At 51.9% G+C, this 24,004-nt stretch carries 26 protein-coding genes; 5 read left to right on the plus strand and 21 right to left on the minus strand.

The window, feature by feature from the left end; all coding sequences use genetic code 11:
- The first annotated feature begins 85 nt into the window (after positions 1-85).
- Positions 86-289 carry a 30S ribosomal protein S17e gene (locus QI197_06135; protein MDK2372940.1) on the plus strand — a complete coding sequence of 68 codons (204 nt, stop codon included), beginning with the start codon at positions 86-88 and terminating at the stop codon, positions 287-289.
- Between the two features lie 95 nt (positions 290-384).
- Entirely contained in the window at positions 385-1,764 is a 1,380-nt protein-coding gene (locus QI197_06140; protein MDK2372941.1) for a nucleotide sugar dehydrogenase, read from the plus strand.
- A 30-nt stretch (positions 1,765-1,794) separates the two neighbouring features.
- Here the strand turns inward: QI197_06140 and QI197_06145 are convergent, their stop codons facing one another.
- Together QI197_06145 and QI197_06150 are read right to left on the minus strand one after the other, a co-directional pair.
- A complete protein-coding gene (locus tag QI197_06145; protein MDK2372942.1) occupies positions 1,795-2,874 on the minus strand; it encodes a (Fe-S)-binding protein in 1,080 nt (359 codons plus the stop codon).
- Positions 2,875-2,882: 8 nt separating this feature from the next.
- Positions 2,883-4,220 carry an FAD-binding oxidoreductase gene (locus QI197_06150; GenBank protein ID MDK2372943.1) on the minus strand — a complete coding sequence of 446 codons (1,338 nt, stop codon included), beginning with the start codon at positions 4,218-4,220 and terminating at the stop codon, positions 2,883-2,885.
- A gap of 73 nt (positions 4,221-4,293) precedes the next feature.
- Between QI197_06150 and gcvT the strand changes: the two genes are divergently transcribed.
- Positions 4,294-5,394, plus strand: coding sequence for a glycine cleavage system aminomethyltransferase GcvT (gcvT, locus tag QI197_06155; protein MDK2372944.1), 1,101 nt, complete (start codon positions 4,294-4,296; stop codon positions 5,392-5,394).
- Here the strand turns inward: gcvT and QI197_06160 are convergent.
- The 5 genes from QI197_06160 to QI197_06180 are packed head-to-tail and all read right to left on the minus strand — an operon-like array spanning position 5,387 to position 7,553.
- Positions 5,387-5,719: a 30S ribosomal protein S17 gene (locus tag QI197_06160; protein MDK2372945.1), complete on the minus strand. Its 333-nt coding sequence runs from the start codon at positions 5,717-5,719 to the stop codon at positions 5,387-5,389. The two genes, gcvT and QI197_06160, sit on opposite strands and share 8 nt — an antisense overlap.
- On the minus strand, positions 5,716-5,988 hold the full coding sequence (locus tag QI197_06165; GenBank protein MDK2372946.1) for a ribonuclease P protein component 1: 273 nt from the start codon (positions 5,986-5,988) through the stop codon (positions 5,716-5,718). The genes QI197_06160 and QI197_06165 overlap by 4 nt, the downstream gene beginning before the upstream one ends.
- Complete coding sequence (rpmC, locus tag QI197_06170) at positions 5,985-6,188, minus strand: 50S ribosomal protein L29 (protein MDK2372947.1); 204 nt, start codon at positions 6,186-6,188, stop codon at positions 5,985-5,987. The genes QI197_06165 and rpmC overlap by 4 nt, the downstream gene beginning before the upstream one ends.
- Positions 6,169-7,086, minus strand: a complete 918-nt coding sequence (gene rpsC, locus QI197_06175) for a 30S ribosomal protein S3 (GenBank protein MDK2372948.1) — start codon at positions 7,084-7,086, stop codon at positions 6,169-6,171. The genes rpmC and rpsC overlap by 20 nt, the downstream gene beginning before the upstream one ends.
- Complete coding sequence (locus tag QI197_06180) at positions 7,083-7,553, minus strand: 50S ribosomal protein L22 (GenBank protein ID MDK2372949.1); 471 nt, start codon at positions 7,551-7,553, stop codon at positions 7,083-7,085. Before QI197_06180 ends, rpsC begins: the two co-directional genes overlap by 4 nt.
- Positions 7,554-7,601: 48 nt before the next feature.
- Here QI197_06180 and QI197_06185 point away from each other — a divergent pair, with 48 nt between their 5' ends.
- Positions 7,602-8,309 carry a phosphoglycolate phosphatase gene (locus QI197_06185; GenBank protein MDK2372950.1) on the plus strand — a complete coding sequence of 236 codons (708 nt, stop codon included), beginning with the start codon at positions 7,602-7,604 and terminating at the stop codon, positions 8,307-8,309.
- Here QI197_06185 and QI197_06190 read toward each other — a convergent pair.
- Positions 8,284-9,258 (minus strand): hypothetical protein, encoded by a 975-nt coding sequence (locus tag QI197_06190; GenBank protein MDK2372951.1) that lies wholly within the window; start codon positions 9,256-9,258, stop codon positions 8,284-8,286. The genes QI197_06185 and QI197_06190 overlap by 26 nt on opposite strands.
- Positions 9,259-9,314: 56 nt before the next feature.
- On the opposite strand from QI197_06190, the gene QI197_06195 reads away from it, so the two are divergent.
- Positions 9,315-11,819, plus strand: a complete 2,505-nt coding sequence (locus QI197_06195) for a DNA-directed DNA polymerase I (protein MDK2372952.1) — start codon at positions 9,315-9,317, stop codon at positions 11,817-11,819.
- On the opposite strand, the gene gatE is transcribed toward QI197_06195, so the two are convergent.
- From gatE to QI197_06260, 13 genes are all read right to left on the minus strand, one after another.
- Positions 11,793-13,688, minus strand: coding sequence for a Glu-tRNA(Gln) amidotransferase subunit GatE (gatE, locus tag QI197_06200; GenBank protein MDK2372953.1), 1,896 nt, complete (start codon positions 13,686-13,688; stop codon positions 11,793-11,795). The genes QI197_06195 and gatE overlap by 27 nt on opposite strands.
- Before the next feature lie 4 nt (positions 13,689-13,692).
- Positions 13,693-15,021 carry a Glu-tRNA(Gln) amidotransferase subunit GatD gene (gatD, locus tag QI197_06205; protein ID MDK2372954.1) on the minus strand — a complete coding sequence of 443 codons (1,329 nt, stop codon included), beginning with the start codon at positions 15,019-15,021 and terminating at the stop codon, positions 13,693-13,695.
- Positions 15,022-15,066: 45 nt separating this feature from the next.
- Positions 15,067-15,477: a Zn-ribbon domain-containing OB-fold protein gene (locus tag QI197_06210; GenBank protein ID MDK2372955.1), complete on the minus strand. Its 411-nt coding sequence runs from the start codon at positions 15,475-15,477 to the stop codon at positions 15,067-15,069.
- A 3-nt stretch (positions 15,478-15,480) separates the two neighbouring features.
- Positions 15,481-16,614 carry a hypothetical protein gene (locus tag QI197_06215; protein ID MDK2372956.1) on the minus strand — a complete coding sequence of 378 codons (1,134 nt, stop codon included), beginning with the start codon at positions 16,612-16,614 and terminating at the stop codon, positions 15,481-15,483.
- 19 nt (positions 16,615-16,633) lie between these two features.
- Positions 16,634-17,719 carry a hydroxymethylglutaryl-CoA synthase gene (locus QI197_06220; GenBank protein ID MDK2372957.1) on the minus strand — a complete coding sequence of 362 codons (1,086 nt, stop codon included), beginning with the start codon at positions 17,717-17,719 and terminating at the stop codon, positions 16,634-16,636.
- Positions 17,720-17,942: 223 nt separating this feature from the next.
- A complete protein-coding gene (locus tag QI197_06225) occupies positions 17,943-18,416 on the minus strand; it encodes a QueT transporter family protein (GenBank protein ID MDK2372958.1) in 474 nt (157 codons plus the stop codon).
- 29 nt (positions 18,417-18,445) lie between these two features.
- Positions 18,446-19,072 (minus strand): N-glycosylase/DNA lyase, encoded by a 627-nt coding sequence (locus QI197_06230; protein ID MDK2372959.1) that lies wholly within the window; start codon positions 19,070-19,072, stop codon positions 18,446-18,448.
- Positions 19,056-19,730, minus strand: coding sequence for a desulfoferrodoxin family protein (locus QI197_06235; protein MDK2372960.1), 675 nt, complete (start codon positions 19,728-19,730; stop codon positions 19,056-19,058). The genes QI197_06230 and QI197_06235 overlap by 17 nt, the downstream gene beginning before the upstream one ends.
- A gap of 33 nt (positions 19,731-19,763) precedes the next feature.
- Positions 19,764-20,444, minus strand: coding sequence for a PrsW family glutamic-type intramembrane protease (locus tag QI197_06240; protein MDK2372961.1), 681 nt, complete (start codon positions 20,442-20,444; stop codon positions 19,764-19,766).
- A gap of 167 nt (positions 20,445-20,611) precedes the next feature.
- Positions 20,612-21,484 carry a succinate dehydrogenase iron-sulfur subunit gene (sdhB, locus tag QI197_06245; protein ID MDK2372962.1) on the minus strand — a complete coding sequence of 291 codons (873 nt, stop codon included), beginning with the start codon at positions 21,482-21,484 and terminating at the stop codon, positions 20,612-20,614.
- A gap of 12 nt (positions 21,485-21,496) precedes the next feature.
- Positions 21,497-21,817 carry a hypothetical protein gene (locus QI197_06250; protein ID MDK2372963.1) on the minus strand — a complete coding sequence of 107 codons (321 nt, stop codon included), beginning with the start codon at positions 21,815-21,817 and terminating at the stop codon, positions 21,497-21,499.
- A 5-nt stretch (positions 21,818-21,822) separates the two neighbouring features.
- The gene (locus tag QI197_06255) at positions 21,823-22,245 is read right to left on the minus strand and encodes a hypothetical protein (protein MDK2372964.1); all 423 of its coding nucleotides are present in this window, start codon (positions 22,243-22,245) and stop codon (positions 21,823-21,825) included.
- Between the two features lie 10 nt (positions 22,246-22,255).
- Positions 22,256-23,974 (minus strand): succinate dehydrogenase/fumarate reductase flavoprotein subunit, encoded by a 1,719-nt coding sequence (locus QI197_06260; GenBank protein ID MDK2372965.1) that lies wholly within the window; start codon positions 23,972-23,974, stop codon positions 22,256-22,258.
- Between the last annotated feature and the right edge of the window lie 30 nt (positions 23,975-24,004).

The raw sequence follows: 24,004 nt of genomic DNA on the forward strand, positions 1-24,004 counted from the left end.
CTGCATCCAAATAATCATGCCGTCCTGTAAAAAGACCATAAAAAGATTAAAATAGAGTGGGGTCCATCCCCATCCGAGGATAGATATGGGAACAGTGAGGGAGAAGGTAATTAAGAGGACTGCGTATAAGCTCGTTAAGCAATATCCAGACCTCTGGACCGAGAATTTCGAGCATAACAAGAGAATGCTCTCCCAGATAGCTGAGATAAAGTCCAAAGTCTACAGAAACAGGATAGCAGGATATATCACCAGACTGAAGGTCAGAGAGAGGGAAGGAACACTTGTCTGATTCCTTTACCCCATAATGGGCTCTTTTTCGTTCGATTTCATCCTTTTCAAGGCTATCATTTTAGAAGCCAACATGCACCCACGAATCGAGGGAAAATGAAGAGAATACTCTATGAAGATCTAGAGACAGCTCTTAAAGCTAGAGAGGCCAAGATAGTTGTCTTGGGTCAGGGTTACATAGGCCTTCCTACCTCACTTCTCATGGCAAGGGTGGGATTCACCGTCTACGGGTTCGATGTGAACAGAAACCTGATAGATGAGCTCTCGAGGGGAGAGACCCGCCTAAAACAGGAAAAGGGCATAGCTGAATTGCTAGATGAGCTTAAAGAACGCAATTACTTTCCAACAGAAGATCTAAGCGAACTTTATGGGTCTGACGTGGTTCTAATTGCCGTTCCCACTCCAAAGGAAAGGAATGGGCCTAACCTCAGCATGGTACTGTCGGCCTTGGAGAGCGCCCTAAAGATAGTGAGGAGGGGCGGACTCATAGTAATAGAGAGTACACTACCTCCTGGAACGTTCTACGGTCTGATAATCCCGACAGTCGAATCTAGGGGTCTAGAGGTAGGCAAGGACATCTACCTAGCGTACTGCCCAGAGAGGGCCCTGCCAGGAAGGCTCCTCCAAGAGCTCGTCCAGAACTTCAGGATAATCGGTGCTATCGATGAGAAGTCAGGAATGCTAGCTAAGACACTCTATGAATCCTTCGTTGAAGGTGGAATAGAGATAGTAGATCCCCTCACGGCCGAGATGGTCAAACTGGTGGAGAATTCGTACAGGGATGTGAACATAGCATTCGCCAATGAAGTAGCGAGGATGTGTGAGGTCTTGGGCGTGGATGTGAGGAAAGTCAGGGAGCTAGCGAATAAGCACCCTAGGGTAAACATGCTGATTCCGGGGATAGGTGTGGGAGGAAGCTGCCTAACCAAGGATCCGTGGTTCCTGTTCTGGGCCTCGCAAGAGAGGGGTTATCGACCTAATCTGATAAAGAGGGCCAGAGAACTCAACGCTGAGATGCCATTCCATTATGCTAGCATCTTAGATGAACTCGTGAGACAACTTAGGGGCGGGAGGAGTGGTGTGGTAGCCGTGCTGGGCTCTACATACAAGGGAGACGTTCCCGATCCCAGAGAATCTCCGGTAGAGCCTTTTGTGAAGGAATTGGTTAAGAGAGGTCACGCAGTCAAGGTATATGATCCCCTAGTCAGGTCTTCATTTGGCGGCGAGTATGTGCCCGATATACCGGAGGCAGTCAAGGATGCCGACGCAATCGCCTTCGTAACCGATCACACTGAGTTCAAAATGCTCGACCTGAGAAAACTGAGGAGAGCTGTTAAGAAGGATGAACCAGTGATATTATTCGACGGAAGACTCCTTTTCGAACCAGAAGAGGCTGAGGAAGCTGGTTTCATATACATCTCGGTGGGAAGACCCTACATGATCTTGGGGAGATCCCTTGTGACTATAGAGGATTGAATAGAAAATGTAAGAAATAAGAAATCCGGGTCAAGAGATATGGTCTAAAAGGAACGAGGGGAGTGAGACTATCTTCATGCCTTTCACCTTATTTCTCCCCTCTAGGGCTTCATAGATCATGGAGTAACATGCGACTTCCTCTATAATTACGTAGTCGGCATCCATGTTGCTTGCTATGTCGAGCAGCTTTCCTAGCCATCTGTCGAACTTCTCCGGCTCCGCTTGGTAGATGAGTGTGGCCCCGCAGTCGCAGCACACCCACTCCGGAATCTCCAACATGTTCGCGTTCTTTATGGATCTCAGTATTCTCTTGGATGCGCCATTGCTCCTACACGAAGGCACCAAGAACATCCTGTTCCTCTTACCCTTCAGGCTCTTCGTCCTTATCTTCCCCTCCTCTAGAGCCTCCTCTATGATAGAGGCCAAGTCCTTCATGCCCAGATCCGTGAACATGTTGGCGCACAGAGAGCATCCGGATACCACGCGTTTCGGGGAGAGATCAGCCAAGAACCTCCTCAACTCCTCCCTTGACTCTTCAGAACTGTCCCTCTCCCCAATCACGTACACGAGCCCTCCACAGCACGGCTCGTTTGTTCCTGCTGGGACTACCCTCTCCGAGATCTTCTGGAGGAGCTTGTTCGCTGCTAACGCCACTTCAGGTACCGTGTGCACCCAGCATCCCGCGAAGAAGAGTAGATCTGCTCCCTTCTCGGGCTGGAAGTCAGGAGGCAGCCATACCCCCTTAGTTATCCTATCTCCGATCGGGCTGCCGGTCTTCCTCCTCACGTCTCTCATGCTGACGGTGACTAGAGGGACGTATCCCATGTCTATTAACGCCGATCTGGAACCGACGATCACACCGAACACATCTATGCCCACAGAACAGAAGCTACTGCAGAGCCCGCAGTTCATGCAGGTGAACGTGTAGCTGAGGAACTCCTCGGTTAATTCGATCTTTCCGTAGCTTAGCATCGAGAGAAGCTTTATACGAGCTCTTGCACCTTCTGTCTCTTTAAGACCCTCCACATGGAACATGGGACAGGGGATGTTGCACGCTCCGCATCCAATGCATCTCCCGAGCTCCTTGACAAGCTGCTCCGGGAACTCCACCAAGGGATTCACCTCTCGATGAGCTTTCCGGGGTTCATGATCCAGTTCGGATCGAGTGCCTCCTTCACCCTAGAGAATAAGGCCACAAATCCCTCATCCATATCTGGAGTTATCCTGTTGACTCCGACGCCGGTTCCGAATCCCACAGATCCTCCCAGTGATACCGTCCTGCCTATGACGTTTTGGGCCGCTTTCTCAGTTCTCTCCACCTCCTTCTCGTTGGTGGGATCGTATAGGAATATGGCCATGACCCAACCCAAAGGCGGATCGAAGACCGTCACTACAGGGAGCTTCATCCTAGAACCCGTCCTATCTATCTCTTGGACAGCATCCCTGACTAGATGGGGATGAACTCTCATGCTCACGACCTTTATCGCCGACTCCTTGCTCTTAGCAATCTCGTATATGCCCTTCCTCCTGATCCATATATCACTCGCATCCTCCAAATCTGCTTCCTCATGCTGAATCTCCATACTGCCCAACACTTCGCTCAACCTAGAGCTCCACAGATCCAAGCAGTCTTCCTTACCCGCCAGCTCTAGATAGGCTATAGCCTCCGTTCCTCCACCTTCAACCACCTCCCTGTAATTATGATACACCTCAAAGCCCATCACGCCCATACCTTCTTTCTCTATGGTGTTCTGGACGGTTATAGAATCAGATACATCCGAGAACTCAATCATGAAAGCCCTTCTGCTCTCAGGTTTCAAGGGTAGTCTCAGGTAGGCGGATGTAAATATCCCTAGGGTCCCCTCCGATCCCAACATTAGGCCTAAAGCGTTCCACTTACTGGGAGGTCCAGGCTGCTCCACTAAGACTACCTCTCCAGATGGGAGAACCACCTCGACACCTATCACTAAGTCCTTCATGGTTCCGTACTTAGCTGAGAGCGGGGAGGCTGCATCTTCGGCTATTAGACCGCCAACGGTGGAAAATCCAGCTCCATCCGGATTAATGGGCATGAATCTGTCGGGAAATACCTTATTGAGCTCTAAAACTTTTACTCCCGCCTCCACCCTGATGAGACCACTGTAGTCGTCCCTGTCCAAGATGCCGCTCATCATTTGCATGTCTATAACTATACCCCCCTCTATGGGTAACGGTCCTGCCACTAAAGAAGTCCCTGAGCCCCTAGGAATTACTGGGACGCCGTATCTATTGGCAGCCTCCAAGATGAACGACACATCCTCCACATCAGACGGTCTAACCACGGCGGATGGGATCGCATGAATACCAGAAGCATCGTAAGAGTAGGCAGACCTGTCCAGATCTTCTAGAAGAACCCTATCCTCTCCTAACTGGGAGGCGATCTCCTCCGCCGCCTTAACTGCTGGTTCCTCGGCCATATTTAACCCTAAGACCCATTAGAGCAGGAAAATGTAATAACCTTTCGTAGAGTAGGGATATAGGTGGGATCAGGTGCTCAGACTTCCACTTGACGGCCTTCACAGGGAGCTGGGAGCTAAGTTCTTCGAGTTCGCCGGTTGGGAAATGCCAATGAAGTACACGAACTCACTTAAGGAGACGCTCTCGGTCAGAAATTCGGTCGGGATATTTGACACATCTCACATGGGGCGTTTCCTACTTCGAGGACCTCACGCAGTTGACTTCCTCCAGAGAGCCACCTCAAATAACATCAGGATATCCAACGGGAGGACGAGGTACACTCTAACCCTCAACCCCGAGGGGGGAATAAAGGACGATAACGTGGCCTTCAAGCTTTCGGACGAACTCGTCCTATTCGTTGTGAACGCGTCGAACAGGGAGAAGATACTGAAGTGGTTCGAGGGATTGATATCGGAGTGGGGTATGGATGTGGAATTGAGAGATGAAACCTTTAGGACCGTGATGATGGCCATTCAAGGACCTAAAGCTAGGGGCCTCGTTCACAGCGTATTAGGAAGGACTTTTGACCTGAAGAAGTTCAGGGTAGAAGAGAGTACTCACGAAGGAACCAAGTTCGTCGTAAGTAGGACAGGTTACACCGGGGAGGATGGCTACGAGATAGTAGCGTGGGATGTCCACTGGGCCGAATCCATATACAGGGAACTGGTGGACAAGGGAGCGGTACCTTGCGGACTGGTTGCGAGGGATATACTCAGGCTCGAGGCCGGGCTAGTTCTCTATGGGAACGACATAGACGAGGAAACGAATCCATTTGAAGCAGGTCTGGATTTCGCCGTGAAACTAGATAAGGAGTTCTTCGTAGGTAAAGAAGCCTTGATTAGAGTGAAGGGGGAAGGAGTGAAAAGGAAGAGGGTCGGCCTGCTAAGCGAGACTAGAAACTCCCCAAGAAAGGGAGATAAGATACTCAGGTATGAGGAAGAGGTGGGCGTGGTCACCAGCGGCACCTTCAGTCCTACATTAGGGAGAGGAATAGGTATGGGATACATCCCACCAGAGTTAGCAAGGGAGGGAGAGGAATTCACTATCAAGGGGACGAAGGAGTTCAAGGTGAGGGTTTCTAAAATGCCCTTCTACGACGAAAGTAAGTACGGGTGGAGGAGATCCTCTACCTGACCTTCCCCAAGACCACATGACTGACGGTCTTCGCAAGCCTCCGAGTCTCGGCGATTTTAACGATATCCCCTTCTTTTATATCGAGACACGGCGGGAGGTGCGCGTGAATCTTGCTCCTCCTCCTCTCGTACCTCTTGTATTTCGGCCTGTAATGGAGGTACTCAACGAGCACGGTCACAGTTCCCGTCATCTTGGTGCTGATAACCCTACCCACCAAGGTCTTCCCCCTGATAGATATGCTTCCGTGCCAAGGGCACTTTTCATCGGAGCATTCCCTCTCAGGAGGGATCACATCTCCGATCAGAGCTTCAGATAGTCTCCTCATGATCTTTTCACCCTTTCCTCAGGTCTTCCTACTATCTTATCACCTAGGACGATGACTCGTTTACCACCGGGCAACCTAAATAAAAACAACCTCTTATCCTTCGGTACCCTGACATCACCCTTGGAGGTCCTGATCACAAGCATGTTCTTGGTCTCGTAGATGACCCTTCCCCTGATCCCAAGCTCCGCCAGATTAGGTGAGGACAACAGTTTCACCTCCAGACCGATAAGCTCGTGATAAAGGAGATTGGAGGGTCTTATGGGAGCTATATCTTTATACCCCTCTCCCTAAGAATTGTCAGAATCCTGGCCTTCTCTTTCCTCAGTTCTCTGTTGAGGTGGATCTTCTCAGCCGCTCCCATTAATCTTTTGGCTTCTAGAAGGAAGAACTCCCTCTCCACCTCTCTCAACCGCTCTAGGAGCTCCTCGTTGGTCATACCTCTTAGCTCCTCAACCTTCCTCGTTGGCAACCTCACTCACCCCCTCAACCTCCGACTCGGATAACTCGGCTCCAGCTTCCTCCGATCCCGATTCTGATTCAGACTTCGGCTCTGAACTCGACTCAGCTGATTCGGATTCCTCAATAACTGAGCTTTCTTCCGCCTCCGCTTCAACCACCTCAGCCTCCTTGACTTCCTCAGATCCCTCGGAAGACTCCAAGGCCTCCACTAACTCCTCAGGAACTTCGACCTCCACCTCGGTGGTGGACAATTCCTCTCTCTCAGCCTTCATTCTCTGTCTTATCTCCTCTATGACTTCCTCCTTTATCTTCACCATATCAGGGCTCTCGACGTCGGGCCTCACTATCCTAACTCTAACACCTATCACTCCTTGGGGCATAAGCACATGTTTCACCGCATAGTCAACCTTCTCTATCTGATCCTGCCCGCATCTATAGATTATCCCGGCCCTGAACCTCTCTTCCCTAGCTCTCTGACTCCCAAATTTGCCTGCGAGCCTTATCTCCACTCCCTTAGCGCCGGCCATCATGACCCTCCTGAGTGCGGAGAAGGCCACCCTCTTGTGCCTCTCTCCCCTAGCGATCCTCCTAGCTATGTAGCTAGCTACGATCCTCGCACTCAGAAAGGGTTCGTCCACCTTCCTGGCCTGAATATAGGGATTAGAGATGCCTAAGGCTTCTTTTACCATTTCTCCTATCCTTTTGGATGCTCTCCCGCCCCTGCCAATGATTATCCCGGGACGTTCGACGTAAACCGTAATGATATCCCTCACCGGCGTGGAGGAAATGTCCACACCATGAAAACCAGCCTTCTCGGCTATCTTCTCCATTAACTCATGCAAGGAGTATCTGATAATGCCCTCCTGAACGAACTTCTTATAGTTAGGCAGAGTCTTCGTGGCGCTCATTCTTCCTCCTCCCTCTCCTCCAGCACTACTTCAACATGAACCAACTGCTCCACTTTGGGGGTAGCTCTACCGTAGGCTCTGGGAAATATTCTTTTCAGCTTGGTTCCGGTCTGAGCAGCTGCATGCTTCACATACAGGCGGTCAGGATCCAAGTCCTTGTTCGTGGCGTTATACTCCGCACTCTTGAGTATCTTCTTGACGAGCTTCGCGGCCTTCACGGGGTACCTACCAGGTTTCCATCCGTTCAGCTCCCTCCTATGGGGCACTCCCCTCTTAAACCTCTTGAAGGGCACAGCCCTCTTCAGAGCTATCACATCGTCTAAAATCTGGTAAGCTTCAGACAGTTTCTTGCCTCGGATGGCTCTCAGCAACTCGACCATCTCCTTGAACGATACCCTCAGGTCTCTCCCTGAGGCCATAGCTTCCCGCTCGCCTTTCGCGCTGTAGGAATATCCCCACGATGGCAACCTTCTTTACCTCCCTTCGGTTGGCATAGATTGGGGGCGTTTATAAAAATGCTTGAGAAGCTGGACCTTGTAGCCGTCGATGTGGACGGTACCATAACCCATGAGGAGCCGTACATTCACTTAGGAGCGGTTAAAGCTCTGAGATCTCTGGGGGAGAAGGTACCTATAGCCCTAGTGACAGGTAACCCCTTTCCCATCGCCTATGCTCTGTCAGTTTACCTGAGACCAAGCTCTCGAGTGATCGGGATAGCCGAAAATGGGGGGGTAGTGTACTTCGAGGGGAAGCGCAGGCTGCTTGGTGATCTGGATGCGATGAAAAAGGTGAAAAAATTTATAGAAAATAGTGATTATGGAAAATACATATCTGAAGATTCCGAGTTTAGATACGTTGATTTGGCCTTGAGGATGGATCCTATGACCCAGGAGAGGCTGGTCAAAGAGATACTCTCGAGAGGGTTGGATGTGGAAATAACGACCAGCGGCTACGCCCTTCACATAATGCCCAAAGGGGTAAACAAGGGAACAGGACTCCTATCTCTATGCGAGGAACTTGGTATAGATCCAAGTCATGTGGCGGCTGTAGGTGACTCCCACAATGATTTGGAGATGTTTTCCGTGGTAGGCCTCTCGATAGCCCTCCCCAATGCCCCAAGAGAGGTCAAAGAAAGAGCAGATGTAGTCGTGGGAGGACCCGGATACGGATACAGCCTCCCACTCGCTATAAAAGTGCTCAGGAATCTCCTTTCTTCTCTCTGACTCCCCTCTTAGACTTCTCCATCCTGAACCTCCAGAAGAGATAGGCCCCGACAATCACCGGTGGGACTACTGCTAGGAGAATGAGCTGAGGAGGTACGTAGGGCTCGGCCTTCTGTATTATGACCACTAGAGATTTGCCATTCTCTTGAAGTTGGGGAACGAACTCCCAAAGGGCATCGTTCCATATGACCACTTTAGGTGCTGGGTTCCCTCCGAGTACTGAGATCTTTAGACTCGTGAAGTTGACCCATAGATTGGCAGAGATGTCGTCCGGCAGTGCTGCCGTGAGAGGTGTCAGGTCTATGTAGTAATAGCCACTAGGACTTCTTCTGAGCTCCAATGGGAGGCTCTCTACAGTGAGATTATAGTTAACAATCAGGGCACGTGTGGCCATCTGCTCCTCGGTCTTGAAGGAAAGATGGAGTGACTCTATCTTGTCACTCTTCGCCGCGACGGAGGCAACTGAGATGATCCCCGTGTAGTTTATGTGCGGGGTGGACGCGTAAGTTACATTGACGAAGTTCCACCTTATTCCATAGAGAAGGAGGAACCTATCCCCATAGAAGAAGCTCATCAGAGTGTGAACCGTTGTATTATCGAAGTAACCCGCTGCTTCAGCCTTGGGGAAGAAGTTGGCCCTCCTTGTAGGGTCTCCTGGCCTAGGGATAGCTATTAGGGTGTAAATCCCCCTGGGCCCAGCATTCGTCATGTTTATGGTGACATTCCCCCTGTAGCTTATCCAGTTGAGTATGGGAGCCTTGAGGACGTTGGAGAAGTATCTGGTTTCAGGCTCGTGAATCAGCCTGAAGACTCGGGCCTTCATGGTGGCTGAGAGATCCTCATGTATGACTATAGTGGCTACTGGCATCGGCCTCACAGCGGAGACAGAGAGGATGGCAGTGCTCAGGAGTAAGATGGAAGTTAGTAGGACTGCAGGGCCCTTTCTCATGCTAGACACCATTCGCCAAACCGAGATGGTACCCTTTATTTAAATGAGGGTCCCTTATGGATGCGCTGGGTATGACGAATAGAAGGGGAATACTCCTCTCCGTCTTCTACTCAGGTGAGGATAAAGCTGCTGTAATGAAGTTCTATGATCCTAGGAGAGGGGAGGTCTTTCTGGTTAGAGATAATACCGGACATAGACCCTATTTGTTAACGGATGCGCCAGCCGATTCTTTAGAGGAGATACTGTCCCCCAGCTTAGCTGCCAGGTTATTCAAGGTCTCTAAGGTAAGAAAGTACGACATTCTGAGGGACAAGGAAGTTGAAGTGACGAAGGTAGAGGCCAAGGATCCGCTCGCCATAGGAGGATCCCCTAGGAACATGAGGGAGGAGCTAGCGAAGAAAGGGTTTAGTGTGTGGGAAGCCAAGATAAAGTACTACGACTGCTACGTGTATGACAGAGGGCTGATACCCGGCTGCTCTTACGAAGTGGATGATTCAGGAAATGTGGTTAGATTACATGAGGACAGCGAGATCCCCCAAGAGTTCAGGCATTTAGACGAGAGGACCAGGGAGATACTCTCTTCCATGATACCCCTATTCGACGAACCTTCTCCACACCTAAAGAGAGTTGCCGTCGATATAGAGGTACTAGCCACTCTAGACAGGATGCCCGACCCCTCGAAGCCGGATAAACCTGTGGCGGCAGCGGCATTGGTTGACAGTGACGGTCAGAAGGAGGTTCATGTGCTGCTGCGGGGCGGAGAGGTGCCAGATACCCTACCCAATGGAGCTCGACTGTTCAAGTATGAGAACGAGGGTAGGTTGATCCGCTCCGTCCTGGACAGGATCTCACAATATCCACTGGTCTTCACGTACAACGGCGATAACTTCGACATGCCCTACCTAGCTAGGAGGGCTAGGGAATTGGGAGTGAGGGACTGGCCAGTAAGGTTGGAGAGGGACAGAGCTCTTCTAGACACAGGAATGCACGTAGATCTCTATAAACTCTTTAGCAACAAGTCAATTCAGGTTTACGTGTTCAACAATAAGTACTTAGGTTACACGTTAGATGAGGTGGCTGAGGCCTTACTCGGTGAGAGGAAGATTGAACTGGGCACTAGAGACTTTTACTCTGTTGATGTCAGAGAACTAGCTGAATACTGCTTGCAGGATGCGGAATTGACCTTCAAGCTGGGAAATATCGGGGAGGGCGAGCTGATCAGACTACTCTTCCTCCTCTCTAGGATAAGCAAGATGTCCTTGGAGGAGGTATCTAGGCAGGGAGTCTCCTCATGGATCAGGAACATGATATTCTTCGAATACAGGAGGAGGAACTGGCTCATACCGGAACAGGACGAGATAAAGGCGGTCAGAGGAGAGAGGACCTACTCCCAGGCGATAATAAAGGGGAAGAAGTATATGGGTGCCATAGTGCTTGAGCCAGTTCCGGGCGTCCATTTCAATGTGGCGGTGATGGACTTCGCGAGCCTATATCCCTCCATAATTGGCAGGTGGAAAGTAAGCTTCGAGACGATAAACTGCCCACACGAGGACTGCAGAGAGAACAGGCCGGTGGAGGAACTGCCTCACTGGATATGTAGGAAGGGGCTCGGTATAGTCCCCTACCTCATACAGGCGTTGAGGGACATGAGGGTGAGGAGGTACAAGAAGAGGGCTAAAGAGGAGAAGGACGAGCACATGAGAAGATGGTTCGACACGGTTCAGAGGAGCTTGAAGGTCTTCCTTAACGCTAGCTACGGGGTGTTCGGGTATGAGAACTTCCCTCTGTACTCCCCACCTGCCGCCGAGACCATCACTGCATTGGCCAGGAAGGCTATGCTCCTATCGATAGAGGAAGCTAGGAAAATGGGCTTGGAGGTCATTTACGGTGACACCGATTCTCTATTCATCAAGGGTGCAACTCAAGAGGAAATAGAACGGTTAGAGGAGGCAGTAGAATCCAAGTTGGGTATAGATCTGGAGCTGGACAAGTGGTATCGGTACGTGGTCCTCTCTCGTCTGAAGAAGAACTACTTGGGAGTGACCGTGGACGGAGTAATTGATGTGAAAGGGCTCCTCGGGAAGAAGAGGAACATTCCACTGTTCGTCAAGAAGGCGTTTGATGAGGTGCTGGAGATACTCAGAAAGGTGAAAACTCCCGATCAGTTCGAGGAGGCCAGGGAGAAGGTAGCTGAGACGATAAGGTCCTATGTGAAAAGGCTGGAAGCTGGAGAGTTCGATCTGGAGGAGTTGGCCTTCAAGACCATGCTGACTAGGAACTTGAACAGCTACAAGAAGACCACCCCTCAGCACGTCAAGGTGGCGAGGATGCTTGAGAGCATGGGAAGGAGGGTGGTGGCCGGTCAAGTGATCAGATACGTGAAGGTGAGGGGTAGAGAAGGTGTGATGCCCCTCGAACTCGCCAAAAAAGCCCAGATAGATAAGGGAAAGTACTTGGAGATAATGAAGACCACATTCGAGCAGATACTCGATTCCCTAGACATGGACTTCGACGATATAGTGAAGGAGAGGAGATCAACGAGCCTTGAGGAATTCTTCTAACTTCTTCTTCACCATCTTGCTGACTATAGATCCGTCTATCTTCCCCCTGACCTCCTTCATCACCTCACCCATGACCATGCCGTAAGCCCTCTCTCCCCTCTCCCTTACCTTGGACGAGAGTTTCTCGAGGACCTGTTCTATCACCTTGTCCAACTCATCGACCGACATGCGATGGGTCTTCACGTACTCCTCGGCTCTGGAGTACTCTCCCCTGGAAAGAGACCTCAGCACTTCGGGCACGGCCTCCTTAGCCAGCGATCCTTCTCCAAGTAACTTAGCTATCTCCTCAAAGTGCTCCTCCCTCAGATTCTCCACGGGTTCGCCCTCTCTCTTCAAGGACCTGACCATTGAGACGAGCATCGACGCTAGAAATCTGGTAGGCACTCCGTACCTACTCAACTTCTCGAAGAGCTCCACTTTCCCTTCATCGAATATCTCCCAAGCCAACTCCTCAGTCAGGTCGTATCTCTCCATCAGCTCCCTGACCTGATCCTCCGGCATGGGAGGGAGCCCCTTTATCCTCTCCAGTACGGGCCTCAAGTTCACAGGCATGACATCGGTTTCGGGATACATCCTAGCGGAACCAGGCATGGGTCTCATGAAGGCGGTGTTTCCGTCTGGGAGGGCTCTCCTAGTTTCGTTGGGTACTCCCCTGAGAGCTTGCTTTAACCTCTTCCTCACGGAGTCCAGAGCCAGTTTGGCGGCATCCTCCCTCCCCAGAACGAGCACGAAGGAATCTCCTTCATCACATCCGAGCAGCTCCCTGACCTCATTCACCTCATCCTCTCCTATCCCATAGCTAGGTAGCTCGTCCCCATGGAGGATGCCCTTAACTCCACCGAAGACCTTGGCATAATCAGCTAGCTCCGTCCCGAATCTCCTCCCTGGCTGTAGCTCCTTTCCCAATATCCCACTGAAACCCTTGACTTTAATGCCGTAGACCTTCTCACCCCTAGATAGGGCCTTCGTTATCAACTTCGACTTGGAGGACGAGAAAGCGGAGGTCACATCGACGATGGGGACATCCAGATCCTCCTCCTTCACGTCCCTACTCCTCAGCTCATCCCTTATGCTGAGGAGGTTAAGCTGCCTCATAACCTCTCTCCTTATTATCTCCGGGATGAGATCCAAGTCCTGAACGCCTTTTATCTCCTGCCTGGCGCCGCCCTCTATGGAAACGTTTATGTCCTGCCTGATGGTACCCAACCCCCTCTGAACCTTACCTGTCGCTCTAAGTATCCTCCCGAGCTTCAATGCCGCCTCTCTGGCCTGTTCAGGGTACATAATATCGGGCTCGGTCGCCAACTCCACCAAGGGGATGCCCAGTCTGTCGAGCCTGTACCTAGCTCTCTCGGGCTTACTTTCAACGATATAGGCTGACTCCTCCTCCAGACAGAGGGTCGCCATCCTGACCCTGCCCCACTTTGTCTCTATCCCGCTGCCCTCCCCACCCAGTGCTACTAAAGCGGTCCTCTGGAATCCAGTAGTATTGCTTCCATCGACGACTATCTTCCTCATGACATGGACCTCGTCCACGGGCTCCATCCCCAGCATCAGCGCTATGGTCAGGGAGATCTCTAAGGCCTCCTCGTTCATTGGATGGGGTGGCGCCTCGTCAGCCTCCACCTCGCAGGTGGTGTCGTAGTAGATCCCGTAGAGAAAATCTCTCTTCCTCAACGACTCGAACCTAGCGGCCGGATCTATAGTACCTAACTCGCTGTAAGAGACACTCAGTCTTCTCCTGATCCACTCATGGGGCTCATCTTCTCTCATTATTGAGGGACAACTGCAGAACAACTTGTGAGTGTCGAGCCTCTGATGGATCTCCAGCCCGACCTTGAGACCCACCTTTTCGTAATTGATGTCCACGTAATCACCTCCAACACGGCGGAAATACGTTTAGTCCTAGGTGAGCGCCCAGCTCCCCGGCGATGTTCGTCTGCATGATCCTCCTGATCTCCTCCATGTCGCTGGTATGACCTAAAGCGTACATCAGCTTTATCAGAGCTACCTCAGGGAGCATATCCCCTCCCGGTATCACACCAGCCACTATGAGACGCCTTCCCGTCTCATACACTTGGAGGTCCACCCTGCCGAATAGGCACTGGGATGTTACGACCACGGGGACACCGCTGCTAACTATCTCCCCCACGGTAGGGATGAGCCAGCGGGGGACATGGCCCAATCCCGTCCCGGCTATCACTATACCCTTGAACCTCTCACCGGCATACCTAAGCATGTCCTCCGGCATACCGGGCCACACGTGGAGGAGGGCCACATTGGGCTCAAGTAGGTCGTCCAGCTCTACCCGGCTCCTTCCCTCTCTTCTGGGGTTGAACTTGTTGGACAACAACTCTATCTTCTCCCTCGTCACTTTAGCAATTGGAGGCTCGTTTACCGGCTGGAAAGCATCTCTCCTGGAGGTATGAAGCTTCCTCGCCTTCACCCCCCTTATCACGAAGGCATAGTCATCGTGTGGGCTCCCGTGCATCACAATGACGGACTCGGCAATGGGTCCTCGCGCCGCCACCCTTGCAGCAGCTATCAAGTTGAGGATAGCATCAGTGGATGGACGATCTATTGACCTTTGAGAGCCGACCAGAACGACCGGCTTATCTAGGTTACGCAGCATGAAGGCTAGGGCAGCCGCCGTGAAGTGCATGGTGTCGGTGCCATGGGCTATTATGACACCCTCTGCCCCCCTCCTTAACTCGTCGTAAACCGCCTTGGCTATCTTCCTCCAATGATCTGGGGTTAAATTCTCGCTGAACTCGGCAAACAGAGGCACATAATCTATGTTAACGATCTCAGCCAGCTCGGGTACTAGGTCAAGTAGCTCCTCTGGCTTCTCGTGGGCTATAACCGCCCCCGTAGAGTAGTCGATCCTAGAAGTGATGGTTCCCCCGGTCACTATGAGGGGAACGTAGGGTAGATCCTCCCTGAACCTGAGCGAGGGGACCTCCTTTCTCTGAATAGGCTTTCCCTTCTCCAGAACTTCTATCTCGACGCCATCTAGGTGTATCCCGACGTTATATCCGCTGTCCAGCTTTAGGATCACATGCTCATCGTCGAAAATCTCCGGTCGAGGTATCACGATTCCCTCGTATACAAGACTCCCTTTCCTTATTCTGATCCTATCGTAGTCCTCCACACCCAGAGAAGAGAGGATACGCTTGGCCTTTCCCCTATAGTGGAGAGTCATCGGTCCAGTCAACCGGTTCTACAGTAAAAAAGATTGGATGGAGGGTCACCCCAAGACAGGTCTGAACTTGTATGAGTAGGCTATAAGGCCAGATTCGCCGCTCACGCGCGTCTTCCTTATTACCATCTCTACCTCCATTCCTTCCTTGACCTCTTCTGGGTGCACATCCGTTAACTGTGAGAAGACACGCGTACCATCCTCCAGCTCTATTAGAGCTACGACGTACGGGGTGTAATACTCGTATCCTCTGGGGGCGTTCCAGATTACGGAGTAGTTGATGACCTTACCCCTTCTAGGCAGCGCCACCCTCTCAATGTTCTTGGATCCGCATACCGGACATACTCTCTCCTCCGGTAGCGTTTTATGACCGCAATCCTTGCACCTACCACCCTCCAACCTGTACCTAGCCGGGAGTTCCCTCCAATGGGCTGGGACACTCTGCCAATATGCCCACATAGATCACACCTCCCTCACCAAGTGTACAACCGAATTGGCCCCTAGACCGCCTACACTTAGAACGAGCCCATTCTTTGCACCAGGAACCTGCCAGCCCTCAGCCCTCTCAGTTATTTGCAGGAAAGCTTCTGCCATCTGATAGACGCCGGTCGCACCCACGGGATTCCCTCGGGCCTTCAAACCTCCCTCCGGATTGATGGGAGTGGAACCATCTCTCCGGGCATCTCCACTACTGAAGAGCAACGATGCCTTCCCCCTCTCCGCTAAACCGAGTTCTTCGACTTCCACGTATCCCATCACACTGGAGTAATCGTGGATCACGTAGAAGTCTGGCTTGAAGTCTTGAGATGCTTCGAGAGCCCTCTTGAAAGCAGCGCGCACTGAAGGTAACTGAGTCAGATCATTCCTGCGGTATATGGAGATGGTATCAGTCGCCTGACCGGATGAGACTATCTTGACGCTGTTTTCTTTACCTACGTCCTTGGAAAGTACCACTGCTGCAGCTCCATCACTGATAGGGGCGAGATCCAGCATCGTAACTGGTTCTGCTATTACTGGAGATGATTCATAGCTTTGGGGCTTCAGTTTAAACCTGAGCTGGGCATGAGGGGTCGTCGACGCGTTCTCATGCATTAGCAGGGGTAAATGGGAGAACTCTTCCTTCGGAACGTCGTACTTCTTCATGTAGGTCCGCATCATCATGGCATGCATGGATTCCAGTGTCCCCCCGGGGAAGGCCTCGTACTCAGAGTCTATGAAGGTAGAGAGGGCCGATGTGGAGTCCTCCAGCGATGTATAGTCGGTCATCTTCTCCACGCCCACCACGAGTACCTTCTCTGCGGTTCCGCTCACCACCAATGACTTGGCGAGTAGTATGGCGGCTCCCCCCGAGGCCCCAGCGGCCTCCACCTTGACTGCTGGTGTGCCCGCCATTCCCAGATGGGTGGCAACATAGGATGCGAGGTTCTCTTGGGCGTTTATAACCCCGGAAAGGGCGTTGGCGACGACTATGTAATCCACATCCTCGATTGATGCGTCCTCTAAGGCAGCTAGAGCCGCCTCCACAGCTAGGTGTCTCAGGGACTTATCCCAATGGTTGCCCACCTTGGTCAAACCCACACCTATCACATAGACCATGGCATCACCCCTGAGCATCTCAGTAGGCACTGAAGTCGTGGAGCATGCGGATCATCCTCCTGTACCTAGCGTAGGTAGTGTAATCGACGTACTCCTTTCTGGAGACGTAATCCATGGTTTTAGGTGCCAATCCTTGGACCTCCTCTATTCCCTCCTTCACCTCTATGTGGAACGCGTCACTCCCAGCTCCTGAACCGAACGACACGACCAGTATCTTCTGCCCGGGCTTGGCCTGATCCAAGACAGCCGCTAACCCGACCAAAGCCGATCCGCTATAGGTGTTTCCTATGTAAGGAGTTATTAGACCAGGCTTTATCTTATCCGGTGTGAATCCCAGCCTCGTCCCCACCCTCAGGGGGAACTTCCCATTCGGCTGGTGGAATATGGCGTAATCGTAATCCTCCGGCGTAGTACCCATCAGAGTCATGAGCTCCTTAGCTGCAGTCGTTATGTGCTTGAAGTAAGCTGGCTCTCCTGTGAAAGCCCTCGTGTGAGCCGGGTAGCGTTCATGTTGCCTCCTCCAGAAGTCAGGGGTATCAGTTACGTGTGAGAGGGAGGCCTCTATCACAGCCACTGACCTGTCCGCCGGTCCTAGGATGTAGGCGGCACCGCCAGCGGAGGCCGTGTACTCCAGCGCATCCCCTGGAGCGCCCTGAGCCGTGTCCGCTCCGACAGCTAGCCCGTAATCGATCATTCCAGAGCCTATCAGCCCTAAAATTGATTGAATGGCCTCCGTTCCGGCCTTACAGGCAAACTCATAGTCAGCACCTGTGGTGAGCCTGCCCTCCCCTCCAGCACCAAGGGCGTCGATCAGCATTGTGGCGGTTGTCTTAACCGCGTAGGGCTTGGACTCTGTCCCGACGTAGACTGCCCTGAGCTTCGACGCATCTATGCGCGCCCGCTTCAACGCATTGATTGACGCCTCATAGGCTATTGTGAAGGTGTCCTCGTCGATGCCTGGAACGCTCTTCTCCTCGACCATGATACCCGCGGCGTACCTGTTCCAGTCACGCCCCCATCCTCTCGCTAGCTCCTCCGACTTGATGCGCCATTTGGGAACGTAAACTCCCCAACCAACTATTCCAACCCTTCTACTCGCTCTCATATGATCACCTTACCTAGCTAGATGGAACATAGCTGCCTAATCGGGGTCTATAGCTTTGATCAGGAGGCTCTCTCGTCGAAATATTAAAAGTTAGTATGTTACGAGCCGGAAATAAACAAGAATTATATAAACGGAGACATGCGAATTCCTACGTTAATCTTGATGTGAGTCGACGACCCTTTCATTAACTAACGTAGGAGTGAAGGTAAAAAGAGGAGGTCTGTCAGGACACTTGACCGCGGTAGACTCTCTCCACCGCCTTCAACAGAGCGAATCCGATCACATCGATGGCTATCATAGACCCTATCAGTATGTAGACAAAGGTTATGAGGAAGGGCTGGTTAAACAGCTGGTATAAGTAGGCTGAGACTATCAGGGAAACGGTGACGGGCATCTGACCTAGAGCGAGTAGGGGTCTGTCCCTCAGCTTCCAAGCTATAGCTGTAGCGATGAGATTAGCAGCTGAACCTCCTAGGGCATCCACTATCCCGAAGGGCCCGAGCATGTTCGCTATGAAGCAGCCCAAAGTCGTTCCCAGTATTGCTGGAGGGCCCATCAGCACCGAAAGCGCCAGCAAAGCATCTGCTACCCTCACTTGGACTGCATAGAAAGAGATCGGAGCTAGCACGAGGGTCAGCACAGCGTATGCAGCCGCTATCACCGCGAGCATGGCGACATCGCTACTCAGGTTCCTCATTCCCATCACCCGAACGCGTTTTTACCAGCCTATTTAAGAACCTTCCCAGTTTCCATGTACCAGAGATAGAGATCGAGTTCTCCGAGAGTTAAGCCCGTCTTCTCGGCTATTTTCCCTAGTATCGATTCTATTTCCAAGTACTTCCTTCTCGTAAGGGTCTTAGGTCTCTCTATGATCCCATACCTCACCAGTACATCCACTATGTGGTAGTCGATTATCGCCACATTCTTGTATCCTATATTCCTCAGGAAATGGCTGGCTTCCTTGTATCCTAGACCCCTCACATTCTTGACTAACCACTCTCTGAGACTCCTCTCATCCTTGAAGCTGCTCAGGATGCCCTTCAACTCGGGTAAGAGTTTTCTGGCCTCAACGATGTACTCAGCTCTGGCCTTGGGGAAGCGGTGACCGAGCTCCCTCAATCTCCTCTCCAGTTCCTCCCTGGGAAGCGTGATGAACCCGTCTCCTATAGCTCTCTGTATCCTTATCCCGCCTTCGGCGCTGTAATTGGCAGTTAAGAGGCAAAAAGCCAGCTCCTTGAATATCTCCTCCGCACTACTCTTCCCCAGTCGCTCGAACTCCCTCATCCTGATAGCTATGAGCTTAGAGACTTCCTCGCTTCTCAGCCTGTTCACTTCCCTAATCAGGTCCTCCATCCCCACTACCATCACCCAGCCTGTACGTCACCACTGCTCCATCCTCGAACTCGTCTATCTCAACTGTTCTCGCCTTCACCCCTGAATTTACTAGCGCAAGCCTGAAATCCTCGAAGTAGTCGTAGAAACCGCATGTTCTGCAGAAGTTACCCGTAAACTCGACCTTGACGAGATCGCCCCTGATTTCCAGCACCACTGCCTTGGCTTCCGGACTTCTAAGCGAGTTGAACCTCTCAATCGCCCGTTCGACAGCCTGCCGAAGGTCTTCACTGGCCTGCCTGAAGTCAAATTTCCAGATTCCATGCTTAGAGCAGAGGATTCTCACCTCAAAGTCACCTCTAGGTCTATCGAATGTGGTTCCAGGCACTTCGCCCGACAGGTACTTCCTTACCCTACCGTCGGCGCTTACTATCTCAATCCAGATTATCCTCGAATCTCGAGTCATTTCATGGGGAGCCACTCCCACCTCCACATAGATCCTCCCGTCCTCTTCGAATACACCGGGTTCATGCTCTTCGGCGCCGTCATCACCCTCTCCCTTGAACTCCATGGGGACCATTGGCTTGCCATGGCACACGGGAGGCTCACCTCCCGAGCTAGAGTAGGATTCAACGATCCTCCCGCAGACATCGCACCTGTAGAATTCCTCGCCATCCATCGCCCTTCCTCGAGAACACGGGTAAATAAAGGTTCAAGGCTGAGGGGTAGGTGTCTTGAAGGGTGAGGAATCTTCGAGCCTCCTCACGGACTTCAGAGCAAACCTCAAAACCAGCAGCATGAGAGGGATTCCCAGTAACAGAAACGCACTGGGATCCAAAAACAGGAGGAAATCGTAGGTGCCGTGGAGTAAGATCGGGAATACCAGTGCTCTCGCTAGGCCCTCTTTATATCCCATCATCTTCGCCCTTCCCAAGTACACCCCCATGACAGCACCATCCAGCGCGTGACTCGGAACCGCCAGCACTGCCCTCACCAAACCCACCAAGACCCCGCCTTCCAGCACATAGAACAGGTTCTCCAGCGTGGCAAATCCCAAGGAGGAAGCTACAGAGTAAACTACCCCGTCAAAGGGCTCATTAAACTCTTTCGAGTTGTAGGCCAGCAATAACACCGCTAGGAACTTCACAAGCTCCTCTGGAAATCCTATTCCGAGGTAACTCATGTAGATTAGGAGCGAAATGTCCCCAGACCTAGGGGATAAGTTGGAAAGTAACACGCCCTCAAAAAGAGCTGCCGGAAAGACGGCCATCACTCCAGCGAGGAATACCTTCCCAACCAGCGACAAGGATTCCCTCTCATACCTATCCTTCAGGTAGAAAATCATCAGCAGGAATAATCCTGGAGCCACTGCAAGCACTAACAGATGTAGCATGACCCTCCTCTCACTCTAGGGGGTCGGGACTCGGCAAAGTCATCACTCGTCAGCCGGTTGATCCTACCTCATTCCCCCGGGTGTCAGGGTCAATCAACCTAATAAAGAGATCAACTGTCAGTCCCGTCTCAATTGGCTAGTCAAAAGAGGAGGGTAGGGAGAGATGATCACTCCTTCTTCTCCGCCTTGACCTTGGCAGGGAGGGCCTCAGCTGGTTTGTGCGGCTTGAAACCGAACTTTCTCTTTATTAAGAGCTTCTTTAAGAGCTGTATTCCTTGAGCAGGATCAACCCCTCTTGGGCAGACGTCTGAGCAGGAGGCTGCGAAGTGGCAGCGCCAGCACCCGTGCTCGGTATCCACGACGGGTATCCTGACATCTAGACCGTCGTCTCTAGTGTCAACTATGTACCTGTACGCCTGAGCTAGGGCTTGGGGTCCTAGGTACTCGTAATCCGTGGCGGCGGTTGGACAGGCGGACAGACAAGCCCCGCACTTTATACAATCGGTGAACTGGTAATATCTAGCGTATTCATCGACCGTCTGCTTGTAGGGGCCAGTCGGATTGTTCAGCTCGACATCATCGTTCCTTATTATCCAAGGCTTCACAGCCCTGTGCTTTTCGAAGAAGGATGTGAAATCAGCAGCTAGGTCTCTCTCAACAGGGAAGTTATCCAAGGGTCTCAACTCGACGACATCACCGCTTCCAGCAGCCTCTAGAACTCTAGTCTGACAGGCCAGCATCTGCTTACCGTTTATCATCATGGCGCACGATCCACAGAGTCCCATCCTGCAGGAGTACCTTAATCCGAGGGAATGATCCGCCTCCCCTTTTATTATCAGAAGGGCATCTAAGACCGTCATTCCCCTTGAAACTTCCAGTTCATGTTCCTCCCAATATGGAGCGTAGTCCTTCCTCGGGTTGTATTTGTAGATCCTGAACTTTATCTTCCTTACAGGCTTCCAGAGCTCCTCAGAGGCCTTCATGGTCTCCTCAAGTACCTCGGGCGGAAGAACATACTCCTTAGCTTCCTCTGAAGCCATAAAATCACCTCCTCATGCGAACCCAAGCGCGACCATCAGTACCTGCAGGCCCACGGCGTAGGTGACTATGCCCACTATCAGAATGGCCCAGCTGATCCACTTGGTCCAGCACCTGTCGGGCACCATCTCAATGAGGATTACCCTGACTCCATTAAAGGCGTGATAGAGGAGGGCAGCTAAGAATATCGCCATGTTACCGAGGTAAAGGACAGGGTTCGCCTTTATGGTTGCGCCTATAACCGGGTCATTGTTCGCGAGCAAGTGTATTAAGCCAGTAATCACTATCAGGATGGCAGTAACATAGTGAAGGAACATAATAGTGGACTCCCTCATGTCAATCACCCCATCATCGGCTGAACTACGAGCGCGTAATAGGCCCAGATAGCTGCGAGGACGACGAACAGAACCAAGGCAAACACCACCACGTATCTCTGGACTCCTTCTATCGATACCGGTCTCTGAGAGGGTTTCTTAATTAGGAGAGGCTTTCCTACAGCAAATCCCAGCTCCGCCAATATCAGCCTTATCCCATTGGCCGTGTGGAAGGTTACGATGATGCCGAGAAGGGCATCCCACCATAGCCCAGGATGCCATCCCGTACTGTAGAAGTGGACCAACACGAACAGAACTATTAGGATCCCAGTTATCCTGTGAGCAGCGTAAAGCCATCTCTCAATCGTATAAACCCTAGCCTTGAACCAGCCGGAAATACCCCTCATGTTTTTCGCATAATACTCCTTAAACTCGCTCTCAGCCTCCATAACCCTCACCTCAATACTTCCTCTCGGTGGGAGGCCACTTGGTTATCACAACCGGAATATAGCTGAACTGAGGTTCCCCATCGGCTCCCCTGGCTATCATCGTATGCTTGAGCCAATTCTCATCGTCTCTCTTGGGATAATCTAGTCTGGTGTGAGCCCCTCTGGTTTCGGTCCTGTTCAGCGCAGCCCTCGCTACGACGTAGGCTATTTCCAGCATTGCATCCAGCTCCAGTACGTGTATCAGGTTTATGTTATACTCTCTGTCCTTATCGGCTACATGCCCCTCTCCAAACCTCTGCCTGAGCTCTTTGAGCTTACTTATTGCCTCTTTCAGGCCTTTCTCGTCCCTGAACACGTAAACGTACTTGCCCATCGTGTCCTGCATCTCCCTCCTTATGTGATAGGGGTTTTCACCGGTGGACCCCCTGAGTATGCGATCAAATATCCTCTTCTCCTCCTCACTTACCTTGTCCATCGGGACGTCCCTCTGACTTACTTTCATGGCGTAATCGGCCGCCTGCCTGCCAGTCAGCATACCGTACACCAAGCAATCGGAGGAAGAGTTAGTTCCTAATCTGTTTGCTCCATGGAGGCTCACGCATGCGACCTCCCCGGCCGCCCACAGCCCTTTAGCTGGAGTGGCCCCGTAAATGTTTGTGTGCACGCCTCCCATGCTGTAGTGTGCAACGGGTCTGACGGGCATCGGCTCCTCAACCGGGTCGACGCCTGCGAACCTTATAGCCAGCTCCCTTATGTGTGGCAGTCTCTCATCGATCTTATCCTCCCCCAAGTGTCTTAGATCTAAGAGCACGTAGTCAAGCCCTCCTGGACCCTTAAACCCTCTACCCTCCAAGATTTCGGTCATTTCCGCCTTGGATACCACGTCCCTAGGTGCCAGCTCCATTCTCTCAGGAGCGTAGTTCTTCATGAACCTCTCTCCCTTGTTGTTTATCAGATAGCCCCCCTCTCCTCTAGCAGCCTCCGATATCAGGATGCCAGACGGCACTAGACCGGTAGGATGGAACTGGAAGAACTCCATGTCCTTCAGCGATAACCCAGCTCTGTAAGCCATGGCCATCCCATCGGCGGTAGATGAATGCGAGTAGGTAGTGAACGGGTAGAGCCTACCAGCGCCTCCCGTGGCAAGCACCCCAGCTTTGGCCTTGAAGACGTAGAAATCACCGGTCTTAAGCTCTATAGCGGTGACTCCTCTGAATTCGCCGTTCTCAGTGATAAGAGAGGTAACGTAAAATTCGTGGTAGAACTTTATGTTGTCGTACTTAAGGGCCGTGTCGTATAGGGTTTGCATCGCATAGAGCCCAGTCTTATCCGCAGCGAAGCAGGCCCTCGGAAAGCTGTGACCTCCGAACCTCCTTTGAGCTATCCTACCGTCGGGCCTCCTAGCCCAAGGCATCCCCCAATGATCTAGCTGGTAGATCTCTTGGGGAGCCAGCCTGACGAAGAGCTCCACCGCATCCTGATCGGCTAGCCAGGCTGCGCCCTTTATAGTGTCGTAAGCGTGCAAATCGTAGCTATCACCCTCATCATGATAGAGGGCCGCACCGGTTCCCCCTGCATATGCAACAGAATGAGATCTCATCGCATGAACTTTCGTCAATACAGCTATGTCCAGTTTACCTTCACTCCTCCTAGCGGCTTCAATAGAAGCTCTGAGACCCGCTAAGCCTGATCCGATAACAACTACATCCGTAGTTACTATCTCAGCCAAAATAATTACCTCCCTTCCTTAAGGGACCTC

The sequence above is a fragment of the Thermoproteota archaeon genome (genome assembly GCA_030130125.1).
In the GTDB taxonomy this organism is placed as follows: Archaea; Korarchaeota; Korarchaeia; order Korarchaeales; family Korarchaeaceae; genus Korarchaeum.